Source organism: Salinisphaera sp. RV14 (assembly GCF_052044135.1).
In the GTDB taxonomy this organism is placed as follows: domain Bacteria; phylum Pseudomonadota; class Gammaproteobacteria; order Nevskiales; family Salinisphaeraceae; genus Salinisphaera.
On record NZ_JBQDYF010000008.1, the window covers coordinates 93,850 to 106,911 of the forward strand.

Here is a 13,062-nt window from a genome sequence, read left to right on the forward strand (position 1 = left end):
GGTTGCGGAGTACTTGGGGATCAGTATACGGCGTCGCGCGCGGCGGGGATGCAATTGTTTCAGGCAGTCGACCTCAGTTCATATTGTTGGCGTTTGGGGTCGAGCCGGTCGCGGTGGCCGGCATGCCGTTGTGGCCGTTCGCTGCAGCGGTCGCGCCCATGGTCTGCGTGGTTGTGTCGCTGTTCGATGCGGCGGTGCCGTTGCCGTCGTTGTCGGCATTGCTGGAATTGTCGGACGGCGGCTGATGGGTGGCGATGAACTGAGCCAGCTGCACATCGCTCGGGGCGTTGAAGTTGGCGGCGCCGTAGTCGCCGGGTTTGGGCTCGGGCAATGACTGCGAGGGCGCAGCGGCGTTGCCGTTGGCGTTCGACGCCGACGGCTCGGTGCTGCCCGCGGTGCCCTGGTCGCCCGTATTCAATAGGCTGCTCTGGATGGGTTGCGGCGACTGGGCGCTACCGTCCGGCGACGCCTGGCTACCGGGGCTGTTGGTCTGGGCGAACGCCGGGGCGGCCACGGCGAGCGCGGCCAGCGCCGCGACGATGGGCAGCCGCGCTGGCGGGTGGGCACGTGTCGGGCGAATCGGCATGACGGGCTCCTGGGTCGAACGGGTGGGGCGCGCGGGCAACTCGGGCCCGGGCTGGCCATGACTGTTCAGACCGGTTTGGCGCGCTGAAGTTTCAATGGTCTTTGCGATGCCATCGCTATGTAGTAGCGTATATATCGTTCATGGCCTGTCGTGCGCGCGTTCGCACCGGGTTCGGCTCTACCCAATCGGAAAACGATCGATGCATATTCATGAAGGGATAGTGCGGCGGGGGCTTTTGGCCCTGGCCGTCGTGGCGCTGGCGGCCGCGGGTCTCGCCCAGTCTGCCTGGGCCGAGGGCGCGAAAACACAGGATAAGCCGCTGATCGTGTTCGCGGCGGCCAGCCTGAAGAACGCGATGGACGGCGTGGCCCAGGCCTATGACAAGAGCCACGACGGCGCCGATGTGAAGGTGAGCTACGCGGGCAGTTCCACGCTGGCCCGTCAGATCGAGGCCGGGGCGCCGGCCGACGTGTATGTTTCGGCCAACCAGCAGTGGATGAACAAGCTGGCCGCCGACGGGCTGATCGACAAATCCAGCCGCTACAATCTGCTGGGCAACTCGCTGGTGCTGGTGGCGCCGAAGAGCAGCGATGTACAGGTCACGCTGAAAAAACACGTCGATCTGTTGGCCAAGCTCGGCAAGAGCAATTATCTGGCGATGGCCAATACCGACGCCGTGCCGGCCGGCATCTATGGCAAGCATGCGCTGCAATGGCTGGGTGTGTGGTCGCGGATGCAGGGCCATATCGCCCAGGGCGACGACGTGCGTGCCGCGCTGGCGCTGGTGTCGCGCGGGGAGTCGCCGCTGGGTGTGGTGTATGCGTCCGACGCGGTCGCCGACAAGGGCGTGCGTGTGGTGGATACCTTTCCGCCGGCGAGCCACAAGCCGATCATCTATCCGGCCGCCGCCACCGCCGACAGCCACAATTCGCAGGATGCCGATTTCCTGGCCTTTCTGAAATCGGATACGGCGGCGACGATATTCAAGCGCTGGGGTTTCAAGGTGGTTGCCGGCCAGTAAGCGGTGGTTACGACGCCGGGTTTGGCGGGCCAGCCGGTATGACCCGATCCGAGGATATGCGTGCTCGACGCCAATCAACTCCAGGTTCTTGAACTCAGCCTGAGGGTGGCCGGCACGGCGGTCGCCTTCAGCTTGCCGCTGGCGCTGGTCGTGGCCTGGTTTCTGGCACGCTCGCGTTCGCGGTTGAAGATGGCGGTGGACGCCCTGGTGCATCTGCCGCTGGTGCTGCCGCCGGTGGTGACCGGTTATCTGTTGCTGATCGTGCTGGGGCGGCGTGGCCTGATCGGCGGCTGGTTGGCCGAGCATCTGGGGCTGGTTTTTGCCTTCCACTGGACGGGTGCGGCGCTGGCCGGCGGTATTATGGGCTTTCCCTTGATGGTGCGCCCGATCCGGCTGTCGCTGGAGGCGATCGACCCGCGCGTGGAGGCCGCCGCGGCCACGCTCGGCGCCCGGCCGATTCTGGTCTGGCTGACCGTGACCGTGCCGCTGGCCCTGCCGGGCGTGATTGCCGGTCTGGTGCTGGCGTTCGCGCGTGCGCTTGGCGAGTTCGGCGCCACCATTACTTTTGCCTCGAATATTCCGGGCGAGACGCGCACGCTACCGCTGGCCATCTATACCTTCATCCAGGTGCCGGGCGGCGAAGGGCAGGCCGCACAGCTGATCGTGATTTCGGTGGTGGTGTCGCTCGGTGCGCTGGTGGCCTCCGAGCTGATCGCGCGGCGTGTTAAACGGTTGCAGGCATGACGTTGTCGCTCGACGTGCGCCTGCGCCAGGGCGATTTCGAGCTGGCGTGCGAACTGGAATCCAACGCGCGGGTAGTGGGGTTGTTCGGCCCATCGGGCGCGGGCAAGAGCTCGTTGCTGCGGGTGATCTCGGGGCTGGCCCGGCCCGACGCCGGGCGCATCGAGATCGCCGGGCGCTGTGTGTTCGACAGTGCCCGCGGTCTGCACGTGCCGGCGCATCGGCGGCGCATCGGCGTGGTTTTCCAGCAGTCGCGGCTGTTCCCGCATTTCAACGTGCGGCACAACCTGGATTATGGCGGCTGGTTCAGCCGGCAGCGGCCGAGCCGGGCCCGCTTCGATCAGGTGGTGGGCATGCTCGACATCGGCCATCTGCTGGCCCGGCGCACGCGCGATCTGTCCGGCGGCGAGAGCCAGCGTGTGGCGATCGGCCGGGCGCTGTTGTCCGATCCCGATCTGTTGCTGCTGGATGAGCCGCTGGCCTCGCTGGACGCGCCGCGCAAACGCGAAGTGCTGCCTTATATCGAACGGCTCAGCGCCGAAAGTGCCCTGCCGATCGTGTTCGTCAGCCACCAGCTCGACGAGCTGCTGCGCCTGGCCAATCGGCATGTCGCCGCGATCCGCGATGGTCGGATCGTGTTTTCCGGCGCCACCGCGGAGTTCCTGGCAAGGCCGGACCTGCTCGGCGAAGACGCCGGCCCCGCGGCGGGTGTTTTGCTCAACGCGCGGCTTGTTTCGCACGAAACCGAATATGGGTTGAGTGTGCTGGCCTGCCCGCACCAGAAACTGTATGTGCCACAGTTGACCGAGCATCGCGTGGGCGAATCGGTGACCGTGCACGTGCGCGCGCGCGACGTAATCCTGGCCTGCAAGCCGCCCGAGCAGACCAGCGCGCTCAACCAGCTGGCCGGTGTGGTCATCGGCGTGCATCCGGACGACAACGATTACGCCGTGGACGTGGTGCTCGATATCGATGGCCAGCGTCTCGACGCGCGCATCACGCGCCGCTCGGCGGCCGTGCTCGACCCGCAGCCGGGCCAGACGCTGCACGCCGTGATCAAGTCGCTGGCGCTGGCCGAACAAGCCTGGCAACGGCTGGGTGGGCTGTAGCGGTTCGCGCGCCTGTCCGTGGCGGCGACGCCATTTTGCCGGCCAAACCCAATAATTGACCGGCGTGCGGCGAGGGTCGGGTTGAGTGTTGTCGGATTAGCGCAACCCGCGTCATCCGACACGGGCTCATCGGGGCGGCCGAAGTCGATCGTGGCGGCGGACCATGCGACTCAGCTCTTGCCCGCGAACCGCCGATGAATTTCCACGATATGGATCAGGCTGGGCAGTACGGCGGCCAGCGTTTCCTCGGCGCCGGCGCGGCTGCCGGGGAATGTGAGGGTCAGGCTCGATCCGATGAAGCCGGCAACCCCGCGTGAGAGCGCGGCGTAGGGCGTGCGCTTCAGGCCGAAGGCGCGAGCGGCTTCCATCAGGCCCGGCATGGGCGTGGTCAGTTTCGGCTCGACCGTTTCGACGACCTTGTCCTTCGGCCCGATGCCGGTACCGCCCACGGTCACGATCAGCGGGGTCTCCCAGGAGACGGCTTCGTTGATCGTGGCATCCACGGCGCCGGGGTCGTCGCGCAGCACGCGATAGTCGATCGGGTCGAAACCGGCCTGGGTGAGGCCGTCGGCCACGCTGCGCCCGGCCGCATCGCTCTTGTGGCCATCGGCGACCGGGGTGGAGACCATGAGTACGGTGGCGGGCAGGGCGGTCTTGAGCCGGCGCGAATAATGGCTCTTGCCACCCTGTTTTTCCAGGAGATGGGTATCACCGATGCGCAGCTGCGCCGGTTCGGCATAGGGCTTGAGCATGTCGTAGAGCGTCAGCGCGGCCATGCTCGCCGCGGTCAGCGCTTCCATTTCGACACCGGTGGGGCCGATGGTATGCACTTCGGCCTCGATCGCCACGTGATCGGCCTCGATGGCGAAATGCACCTCGGCGGCATGAATCGGCAGGGGATGGCACAGCGGCAGCAGTTCGTCGGTGCGCTTGGCCGCGAGAATGCCGGCGATGCGGGCCGAGGCCTGGGGGTCGCCTTTTTCGGTGTCGCGCGAGGCGATGCGCTGCAGGCAATGCTGGGGCGCATAAAAGCGCGCTGCGGCCACGGCCGAGCGCAGGGTGTCGGGTTTCATGCCTACGTTTTTCACAGGCTGCGATCCTCGGGGTCGATAACGAGCCAGGGCTGGGGCCGGCGGGCCGGCTCAGCGCGGCCGCTCGGGGTGGGGCACTTCGGTGCCTTCCAGATAGGCATGCGTGCCGTCGCTATAGTATTCGTTCTTCCATACGGCGACGCGGGCCTTGAGCTGTTCCAGGGCAAATCGCGCGGCATCGAAGGCCGGCGCGCGATGCACCGCGCGCACTACGACGTAGACGCTCATCTCGCCGAGGCCGAGACGGCCGGTGCGATGCTGCAGCCGGCAGGCATGAATATCGAAGGCGTCCATGGTTTCGCGTTCGATGTCGGCCATGGTGCGCGCGGCGAGCGGCCCGTAGGCGGAGTAGTCCATCGATTCGACCGTGCGGCCCGCGTTGGTCAGCCGCACGGTACCGCCGAACACCACCAGCGCGCCGCAGCGTGCGTCTTCGGTTTCGGCCATGAGTGCGTCGAGATCGAGCGGGGCCGCGGTCAGATGCGATGATGGCTCGCTGGCGGGCGCGCCGCCGGAGACCGGCGGAATCAACGCGATGCGGTCGCCCGCCCCGACTTCCGTCTCGGGCGGCAGCAGCGCATCGTCGCGCGCACAGGCCGTGCGCGACAGCAGTCCGGCCGCTTCCGGCCACCGGGTCCGGGCACAGGCCAGGAGATGATCGATGGTATGCGGCGCGTCCAGCGCGAGCTCGACCATGTCGCCGCCCATGTGCTCGCTCAGCGCGCCGTGGCATTCCAGAAAAACGTCGATGGTTTCGGCCATAGCGGTCTGTCCTTATCCTTGCCGGTGTGCGGGCCGACCGTCACATCGGCCAAAATGAGGGTCTGCGACGCGGGGCGCAACCGGTGGTGCGATGCTTTCAAGGCGCACGTTCGGTCATCCAGAACACGAGCGCGGTGGTTTCCAGCAACCCGGCGACCGCCATGGTGCCCGGCCAGCCGCCGAACTGGTAACTCACGCCCGCCAGCGCGGAGCCGACGGCACCCGCGACGAAGAAGCAGCTCATGTAGGCGGTGGTGATGCGGCTTCGGGCCTCCGGCCGCAGCGCGTAGATCGTGCTCTGGTTGAGAATCTGCACGCCCTGCACGCCCAGGTCCATGAAGAACAGCCCGAGCATGATCGCGACGAGGTGGGTGCTGAACAGCCCCATGCCCGCGAACGACACGATGGCCGCCAGCATGAAACCGGCGACGGCGCGCTGGCCGAGCCCGCTGTCGTGCAGCCGGCCGGCGGCATTGGCGCCCAGCGCGCCCGCGGCCCCGAGCAGGCTGAACAGCCCGATCAGGGTTTCGCTGTAGTGATAGGGCGCGTTGGCGAGCAGGAAGGGCAGCGCGGTCCAGACGATGGTGAAACCGGCGAAGCCGCAGCCGCCATAGACGATACGCCGGCGCAGGACCGGTTCCTCGGCCAGAAGCCGGGCCACCGACAGCAGGGTGGCGCCATAGGACGGACGCGATGCCGGGGCCGCCTCGGCCGGCAGCGCGCGATAGAGCACCCCGGCCAGCCCGAACATGAGCACGGCCGCGATCCCGAACACGGCGCGCCAGCCCGCGGCGTCGGCCACGATGCCGGAGAACGCCCGCGCCAGCAGAATGCCGATCAACAAACCGCTCATCACGCGGCCGACCACGGCGCCGCGCTTGGCCTCGGCCGCCAGATGCGCGGCCATCGGCACCATGATCTGGGCGCAGGTCGCGGTCAGCCCGATGAAAAAGCTCGACGCCACGAACCAGCCTATACCGGGGCTGATCATGGCCGCGACGGACGCGGCACCGGTGCCGGCGGCGACCCAGGCGATCAATCGGCGCCGGTCGAGCTGGTCGCCCAGCGGCACGATGAAAACCAGGCCCGCGGCGTAGCCGATCTGGGTGACCGTGACGATTAGCGACGCGGTGCTGCTGGTGATGCCGAAACTGCGAGTGAGCAGGGCCAGCAATGGTTGGGCGTAATAGATGTTGGCGACGGCCAGCCCGCAGGCCACGGCCATGAGTTGCACGAGCGGCGCCGACGGCGTCAGCGCGATTTGCCGGGAGTGGGTCACGAATAGCGTTACGGTTGTGGACGCGGGCCGTGCCGGGCGCGATCGGGCCGGCCGGCGCGTCGGAGTGAAATCAGCGCGTCAGCGTTTCCACGCCGTGCTTGCCGGCGACGATCAGCACGTCGGCCGGGCGGCGCGCGAACAGGCCGACCGTGACCACGCCGGGGATGGCGTTGATCTTGTCTTCCATCGCGATGGCGTTGGACAGGTCCAGGTTATAGACATCCAGGATCGGGTTGCCGTTGTCGCTGCGCACGTTCGGGCGCAGTTCCGGCGAGCCACCGAGCTTGACGAGCTGGCGTGCCACCGCGCTGCGGCCCATTTCGATCACCTCGACCGGGAGCGGGAAGTTGCCGAGCGGATCGACCCGCTTGGATTCGTCGACCATGCACACAAAGCGCCGCGATACGCTGGCGATGATCTTCTCGCGGGTGAGCGCACCGCCGCCGCCCTTGATCATCTCGAAATGCTTGTTGATTTCGTCCGCGCCGTCGAAATAGACCGGCAGATTACCGGTGTCGTTGAGCTCCTCGATCTCGAAACCCGCCTTCTTGAGTTTCGCGCTGGTGGCCTCGGAGCTCGATACACAGGCCCGGATCGAGGGTTTGCGCTCGGCCATCACGTCGATGAAGTGATTGACCGTGGTGCCGGTGCCGATGCCGATGTAATCGTCCTCGACGAGAAACTCATAGGCCGCTTCGGCCGCGGCGCGCTTGGCTTGGTCGCTGGAATTCATATCGATGGCCGGGTTCGGTAACGAGGTGCAGTGTAGCCCGCAACGGCGTCGGTATAAATCGTTCGAACGGCTCGGCGTTCAGCGGTCGCGCGGGCCGAAGATGGCGGTGCCGATGCGTACATGCGTCGCGCCTTCGGCGATGGCGGCCTCCATGTCGGCGCTCATGCCCATCGACAGCACATCCAGCGTATGGCCGCGCGTGTTCAGATCGTCGTGTAATGCACGCAGCGCGGCGAACGGTCGGCGCTGGGCCGCGAAATCGTCGGTGGCCGCCGGCAACGCCATCAACCCGCGCAGCCGAATGCCGGGCAGCTCGGCCATCCGGTCCGCCAGCTCGGCAACCGCATCGGGCGCGAGGCCGGACTTGCTGGCTTCGGCGTCGATATTCACCTGAATGCAGACGTTGAGCGGCGCGGCGCCCTGGGGGCGCTGTTCGGACAGGCGGCGTGCGATCTTGAAGCGATCCACCGCGTGCGCCCAGGCGAAGTGGGCGGCGATGTCGCGGGTCTTGTTGGATTGGATGTCGCCGACAAAATGCCAGGCGATGTCACGGTCGGCCAGGGTTTCGATCTTGGGCAGCGCATCCTGAAGGTAATTCTCGCCGAAGTCGCGTTGCCCGGCCTCGACGGCGGCTGCGACCATCGCCGCCGGCTTGGTCTTGCTGATCGCCACCAGATGAATGGTGGCGGGGTCGCGATCGAAGCGTGCCGCGGCCTGGTCGATGCGATGCCGGACATCGGCCAGTCGGGCGGCAACGTCGACGCCCGCCGCGGGGCTCGAATCAGCGGTTCGGGACATTCGATTCTCCAGTGCAGCAGGGGCCGGCCGATATGGGTAGGATAACGTGTTCGTATCGTGCGGGCGGGGGAAAGAACGTACGCGCGTTTCGGGGAGACATTGCATGGATATTTCGCAGCTGCTGGCGTTCTCGGTCAAACAGGGCGCCTCCGATCTGCACCTGTCGGCGGGGCTGCCGCCGATGATTCGCGTGGATGGCGATATCCGCCGCATCAACCTGCCGTCGATGGAAGACAAGGAAGTCTTCGATCTCATCTACGACATCATGACCGATCGCCAGCGGCGCGATTTCGACGAACATCTGGAAACGGACTTCTCGTTCGAGATCAGCGGCCTGGCGCGCTTTCGCGTTAACGCCTACAACCAGAATCGCGGCGCGGCCGCGGTGTTTCGCACCATTCCCGCGGACGTGCTGTCGCTGGAGGACCTGGAAGCGCCGCCGATCTTTCGCGAGATCGCGTCGTTGCCGCGCGGGCTGGTGCTGGTGACCGGGCCGACCGGCTCCGGCAAGTCGACCACGCTGGCGGCGATGGTCAATCACAAGAACGAAACCGAGCTCGGGCATATCCTCACCATCGAGGATCCGATCGAATTCGTGCACAGCTCGCGCAAGTGCCTGGTCAATCAGCGCGAAATCTCGCGCGATACGCACTCGTTCAGCGCGGCGCTGAGATCCGCGCTGCGCGAGGATCCGGATACCATCCTGGTCGGCGAGCTGCGCGATCTGGAAACCATCCGGCTGGCCTTGACCGCGGCCGAAACCGGGCATCTGGTGCTGGGTACGCTGCATACTTCGTCCGCGGCCAAGACCATCGATCGCATCATCGATGTGTTCCCCGGCGAGGAGAAGGAAATGGTGCGCGCGATGCTGTCGGAGTCGTTGCGCGCGGTGATTTCGCAGACCCTGCTCAAGAAAAAGCCGCGCGGACGGCTGGCCGCGCACGAGATCATGATGGGCACGCCGGCGATCCGTAACCTGATCCGCGAGGGCAAGACCGCACAGATGTATTCGGCGATCCAGACCGGCCAGCAGGCCGGCATGCAGACACTCGATCAATGCCTGCAGCGACTGGTTCAGCGCGGTATGGTCGATCGCGAGGAGGCCGCCCGCAAGGCGGCCAACAAGGATTCGATCTGACGCCCGTGTTGTCTTGATTTCGCAGTAACCGCTTATGGATCGCGCCCAGGCCACCAAACTCGTGACCGTACTGCTGGAACGGCTGATTGCCGATGGCGGCTCGGATCTGTTCATCACCGCCGGCTTCGCGCCCGCAATCAAGAAGGACGGCCAGCTCACGCCGCTCATGGAGCGCCCGCTCACCGAGGAACAATCGGCGCTGATGGTGCGATCGCTCATGAACGATCGGCAGGCGCGCGAGTTCGATGAGTTCAAGGAGGCGCAGTTCGCGATCTCGCCGTCGTCGGGGCGTTTTCGTGTTTCGGCGTTCGTGCAGCAGGGCCGGGTGGGTGCGGTGCTCCGCGTGATCAATACCGAAATCCCCGAGTTCGACGATCTGGGTCTGCCGCCGATCCTCAAGGATGTGGTCATGGCCGAGCGCGGCCTGGTGATCTTCGTCGGCGCGACCGGCTCGGGCAAATCGACCTCGCTCGCGGCCATGCTTGGCCATCGCAACGCCAACCAGGCCGGCCACATCATCACTATCGAGGACCCGATCGAGTTCGTGCATCGGCATCGCAAGTCGATCGTGACCCAGCGCGAGGTCGGCGTGGACACCCAGTCCTGGGAGAACGCGCTCAAGAACACGCTGCGCCAGGCGCCGAACGTGATCCTGGTGGGCGAGGTGCGCACGCGCGAGACCATGGAATACGCGCTCAACTTCGCCGAGACCGGGCATCTGGTGCTGTGCACGCTGCATGCGAACAACGCCAACCAGGCGCTCGACCGGGTGATCAATTTCTTCGATGAGGGCAAGCGCGAACAGGTGCTCATGGATCTGTCGCTCAACATGCGCGCAATCATTTCGCAGCGTCTGGTGCGCAAGGTCGGCGGCGGTCGTGCCGCGGCGGTCGAGGTGTTGCTCAACACGCCGCTGGTGACTGACCTGGTGTTCAAGGGCAAGGTCGCCGAACTGCGCGATGTCATGGCGCGCGGCACGGAGCTGGGTATGCAGACCTTCGATCAGGACTTGTTCCAGCTGTTCGAAGAGGGGTTGATCGACTTCGCCGAGGCGCTGCGCAATGCCGATTCGCAGAACGAACTGCGCCTGAACATCAAGCTCAACAGCACCCGGGCGCGCCAGAACCTGTCGATGGACCCGGAGGTGCGCTCGCTGACCATGGCCGATCACGAAGACGACGCACGGCGCGGCGACGAGGGCGATCCGCGTGGACGATAACCCCCGTATCGAGGCGTTCCTGCAGCTCGCGATGGACAAGCAGGCGTCGGATATCTATTTCACCACGCATGCCCCGGTCACCCTCCGCATCGACGGCCAGATCTACCCGATCCGGGCAGCGGCCGAACACACGCTCACGCCGGCCTATATCGAGAAACTCGCGTATTCGCTCATGAGCGAGGCGCAGCAGGCCGAGTTCGAAACCGAACGCGAGCTGGATTTCGCGTTTCGCTTCGGCACCACGGGCCGCTTTCGCGTCAACGTGTTCCGTCAGCGCGGCTCGGTGGCGATGGTGTTGCGCAACATCGGTAACGTGCCGACGATGGCCGATTTCGACATGCCGGACGTGCTCAAGCGGCTGGCGCTGTTGAAGCGCGGGCTGGTGCTGGTGGTCGGCGCGACCGGATCGGGCAAGTCGACCACACTCGGGGCGATGGTCAATCATCGCAACGAGAATGCGGCCGGGCATATCCTCACGATCGAGGACCCGGTCGAGTTCATGCACCGCCACAAGCGCTCGATCGTGAACCAGCGCGAACTCGGCACGGATACCCGCAGTTTCGCCCGCGCCCTGCGCTCGGCCATGCGCGAGGCGCCCGATGTGGTCCAGGTCGGCGAGATCCGCGACATGGCGACCGCCGACGCCTGTGTCCAGCTGGCCGGCACCGGGCACTTGGCGATGGCCACCATGCACGCCGCCAACGCCTATCAATGCCTGCAGCGTCTGGTATCGCTGTTTCCCGAATCCCAGCGCGAGTCGCTGTACATGGACTTGTCGATGAACCTGCGGGCGATCGTTTCCCAGCGGCTGGTCGCGGGCAAGGACGGCGGGCGTGTGGCCGTCTACGAAATTCTGCTGAACACGGCCTACATCGCCGACCTGATTCTCAAGGGGCGGCTGGAAAAAGTCGCCGAGGCGCTGGCCGACGCCGACCCGGCAAGCGGCGCAGTGACCTTCGACGACTCGTTGCTGGCTCGGGTCAAGGCGGGACATATCGCGGTGGACGAGGCCCTCGACCAGGCCGACTCGCGCGATAATCTTCAGAGCCGGTTGGCTTTCGCAAGCCACTGATTTGCCAGCCCGGCCCGATATCTGCGAGCGATGCGACATGCATGAGACCAACAATCCGATGCCCGCCCGGACCCATGTGGGCTGGCGCGAGTGGGTGAGCCTGCCCGATCTGGGCATTGACTGGATCAAGGCCAAGATCGACACTGGCGCGAGAACGTCGGCGTTGCACACGTTCTCGCTCGAAACCGGGCAGGAACACGGCCAGCGCGTCGCGCGATTCGGCGTTCATCCATATCAGGGCAATACCGAACACGTCGTCTGGTGCCAGGCGCCGATCGTCGATGAGCGCAATGTGCGCGATTCCGGCGGTCATCGCGAATGGCGGCATGTCATCGCCACCGATCTGATGATGTCGGGCCGGCGCTGGCCGGTCGAGATCACGCTGACCGCACGCGATACGATGTTGTTCCGGATGCTGGTCGGGCGCACCGCGATGTCGGCGCTGTGCGTCGATCCGACCGTTTCGTTTCTGACCGGCCGACCGCCCTGGGCGTAGCGTCGGGCCTTGCCGGCGGTGGTTGCGTCGCGCGGGGTTGTTCGCCCAATGCAGCCCCGGGTGTACCGGGGCCGCGCACGAGTCTTTGAGGCCGAGAGGTTGAGCCATGCAGATCGCCATCATGTCCCGCAACAGGAACCTGTATTCCACCTCCCGGCTCAGCGAGGCGGCCAAGGGGCGTGGCCACGACGTGATGGTGGTCGATCCCCTGCGTTGCTACATGAACATCGTGCCGCACGCACCGGAGATCCATTACAAGGGCAAGAAGCTCGAAGGCATCGACGCGATCATTCCGCGTATCGGGGCCTCGATCACCTTTTATGCCACGGCGGTGCTGCGCCAGTTCGAGATGATCGGCGTCTATCCGCTCAACGAGTCGGTGGCGATCTCGCGCTCCCGCGACAAGCTGCGCTCGATGCAACTGCTCTCGCGCAAGGGCATCGGCCTACCGGTGACCGGTTTTGCGCATTCGCCGGACGATACCGACGACCTGCTCGACCTGGTCGGCGGCAATTCCTACGTGATCAAGCTCACCGAGGGCACCCAGGGCAAGGGGGTGGTGCTGACCGAGACGCGCGGCGCGGCGGAATCGGTGATCGATGCCTTTCGCGGGCTGGACGCCCACTTCCTGGTGCAGGAATACGTCAAGGAAGCCCGGGGCGCGGATATCCGCTGCTTTGTGATCGGCGAGAAAGTCGTGGCCTCCATGAAACGCCAGGGCAAGGACGGCGATTTCCGCTCCAACCTGCATCGCGGCGGCTCGGCCAGCGTGGTCAAGATCACGCCGGAGGAACGCTCGACCGCGGTCAGAGCCGCCAAGATCATGGGCCTGAACGTGGCCGGTGTGGATCTGTTGCGCTCGAACCACGGTCCGGTCGTGATGGAGGTCAACTCTTCGCCGGGCCTGGAAGGTATCGAGGGCGCCACCGGCAAGGACATCGCCGGCCAGATCATCGCTTTCATCGAAAATCACTCCAAGCGTGGCAAGACCCGCACCCGCGGCGTGGGCTAGCCAAC

14 protein-coding genes are annotated in these 13,062 nt (G+C 65.9%); 8 read left to right on the plus strand and 6 right to left on the minus strand.

Translation table 11 applies throughout. The annotated features are described in order from the left end of the window. Positions 1-73: 73 nt before the first annotated feature. Positions 74-586 carry a hypothetical protein gene (locus tag ACS8Y6_RS10220; RefSeq protein WP_440855506.1) on the minus strand — a complete coding sequence of 171 codons (513 nt, stop codon included), beginning with the start codon at positions 584-586 and terminating at the stop codon, positions 74-76. 199 nt (positions 587-785) lie between these two features. On the opposite strand from ACS8Y6_RS10220, the gene modA reads away from it, so the two are divergent. The 3 genes from modA to modC are packed head-to-tail and all read left to right on the plus strand — an operon-like array spanning position 786 to position 3,457. Then, positions 786-1,607 (plus strand): molybdate ABC transporter substrate-binding protein, encoded by an 822-nt coding sequence (modA, locus tag ACS8Y6_RS10225; RefSeq protein ID WP_440855507.1) that lies wholly within the window; start codon positions 786-788, stop codon positions 1,605-1,607. A gap of 54 nt (positions 1,608-1,661) precedes the next feature. Further along, complete coding sequence (gene modB, locus ACS8Y6_RS10230) at positions 1,662-2,351, plus strand: molybdate ABC transporter permease subunit (protein WP_440848825.1); 690 nt, start codon at positions 1,662-1,664, stop codon at positions 2,349-2,351. Further along, positions 2,348-3,457: a molybdenum ABC transporter ATP-binding protein gene (modC, locus tag ACS8Y6_RS10235; RefSeq protein WP_440848755.1), complete on the plus strand. Its 1,110-nt coding sequence runs from the start codon at positions 2,348-2,350 to the stop codon at positions 3,455-3,457. The genes modB and modC overlap by 4 nt, the downstream gene beginning before the upstream one ends. Before the next feature lie 170 nt (positions 3,458-3,627). On the opposite strand, the gene moaCB is transcribed toward modC, so the two are convergent. From moaCB to ACS8Y6_RS10260, 5 genes are all read right to left on the minus strand, one after another. Beyond that, complete coding sequence (gene moaCB, locus ACS8Y6_RS10240) at positions 3,628-4,545, minus strand: bifunctional molybdenum cofactor biosynthesis protein MoaC/MoaB (protein ID WP_440848756.1); 918 nt, start codon at positions 4,543-4,545, stop codon at positions 3,628-3,630. 54 nt (positions 4,546-4,599) lie between these two features. Next, the gene (locus tag ACS8Y6_RS10245; protein ID WP_440855508.1) at positions 4,600-5,310 is read right to left on the minus strand and encodes a molybdenum cofactor biosynthesis protein; all 711 of its coding nucleotides are present in this window, start codon (positions 5,308-5,310) and stop codon (positions 4,600-4,602) included. 97 nt (positions 5,311-5,407) lie between these two features. Beyond that, positions 5,408-6,589: an MFS transporter gene (locus ACS8Y6_RS10250; protein ID WP_440848758.1), complete on the minus strand. Its 1,182-nt coding sequence runs from the start codon at positions 6,587-6,589 to the stop codon at positions 5,408-5,410. A gap of 70 nt (positions 6,590-6,659) precedes the next feature. Further along, positions 6,660-7,322, minus strand: a complete 663-nt coding sequence (rpiA, locus tag ACS8Y6_RS10255; RefSeq protein WP_440848759.1) for a ribose-5-phosphate isomerase RpiA — start codon at positions 7,320-7,322, stop codon at positions 6,660-6,662. A 78-nt stretch (positions 7,323-7,400) separates the two neighbouring features. After that, a complete protein-coding gene (locus ACS8Y6_RS10260; RefSeq protein WP_440848760.1) occupies positions 7,401-8,120 on the minus strand; it encodes a YggS family pyridoxal phosphate-dependent enzyme in 720 nt (239 codons plus the stop codon). A 103-nt stretch (positions 8,121-8,223) separates the two neighbouring features. Between ACS8Y6_RS10260 and ACS8Y6_RS10265 the strand changes: the two genes are divergently transcribed. From ACS8Y6_RS10265 to rimK, 5 genes are all read left to right on the plus strand, one after another. Next, positions 8,224-9,258: a type IV pilus twitching motility protein PilT gene (locus ACS8Y6_RS10265; protein WP_440848761.1), complete on the plus strand. Its 1,035-nt coding sequence runs from the start codon at positions 8,224-8,226 to the stop codon at positions 9,256-9,258. 34 nt (positions 9,259-9,292) lie between these two features. Next, a complete protein-coding gene (locus ACS8Y6_RS10270; RefSeq protein WP_440848762.1) occupies positions 9,293-10,477 on the plus strand; it encodes a PilT/PilU family type 4a pilus ATPase in 1,185 nt (394 codons plus the stop codon). Then, on the plus strand, positions 10,467-11,549 hold the full coding sequence (locus tag ACS8Y6_RS10275; RefSeq protein WP_440848763.1) for a PilT/PilU family type 4a pilus ATPase: 1,083 nt from the start codon (positions 10,467-10,469) through the stop codon (positions 11,547-11,549). Before ACS8Y6_RS10270 ends, ACS8Y6_RS10275 begins: the two co-directional genes overlap by 11 nt. A 37-nt stretch (positions 11,550-11,586) precedes the next feature. Then, on the plus strand, positions 11,587-12,045 hold the full coding sequence (locus tag ACS8Y6_RS10280) for an ATP-dependent zinc protease family protein (protein ID WP_440848764.1): 459 nt from the start codon (positions 11,587-11,589) through the stop codon (positions 12,043-12,045). 106 nt (positions 12,046-12,151) lie between these two features. After that, a complete protein-coding gene (gene rimK, locus ACS8Y6_RS10285) occupies positions 12,152-13,057 on the plus strand; it encodes a 30S ribosomal protein S6--L-glutamate ligase (protein WP_440848765.1) in 906 nt (301 codons plus the stop codon). The last annotated feature ends 5 nt before the right edge of the window (positions 13,058-13,062 follow it).

What these genes read in the sequence shown, in the direction of transcription:
- ACS8Y6_RS10220 (WP_440855506.1), bottom strand. Translation starts at nt 586, where the DNA reads ATGCCGATTCGCCCGACACGTGCCCACCCGCCAGCGCGGCTGCCCATC.
- modA (WP_440855507.1), top strand. Translation starts at nt 786, where the DNA reads ATGCATATTCATGAAGGGATAGTGCGGCGGGGGCTTTTGGCCCTGGCC.
- modC (WP_440848755.1), top strand. Translation starts at nt 2,348, where the DNA reads ATGACGTTGTCGCTCGACGTGCGCCTGCGCCAGGGCGATTTCGAGCTG.
- ACS8Y6_RS10245 (WP_440855508.1), bottom strand. Translation starts at nt 5,310, where the DNA reads ATGGCCGAAACCATCGACGTTTTTCTGGAATGCCACGGCGCGCTGAGC.
- rpiA (WP_440848759.1), bottom strand. Translation starts at nt 7,322, where the DNA reads ATGAATTCCAGCGACCAAGCCAAGCGCGCCGCGGCCGAAGCGGCCTAT.
- ACS8Y6_RS10260 (WP_440848760.1), bottom strand. Translation starts at nt 8,120, where the DNA reads ATGTCCCGAACCGCTGATTCGAGCCCCGCGGCGGGCGTCGACGTTGCC.
- ACS8Y6_RS10265 (WP_440848761.1), top strand. Translation starts at nt 8,224, where the DNA reads ATGGATATTTCGCAGCTGCTGGCGTTCTCGGTCAAACAGGGCGCCTCC.
- ACS8Y6_RS10270 (WP_440848762.1), top strand. Translation starts at nt 9,293, where the DNA reads ATGGATCGCGCCCAGGCCACCAAACTCGTGACCGTACTGCTGGAACGG.
- ACS8Y6_RS10280 (WP_440848764.1), top strand. Translation starts at nt 11,587, where the DNA reads ATGCATGAGACCAACAATCCGATGCCCGCCCGGACCCATGTGGGCTGG.
- rimK (WP_440848765.1), top strand. Translation starts at nt 12,152, where the DNA reads ATGCAGATCGCCATCATGTCCCGCAACAGGAACCTGTATTCCACCTCC.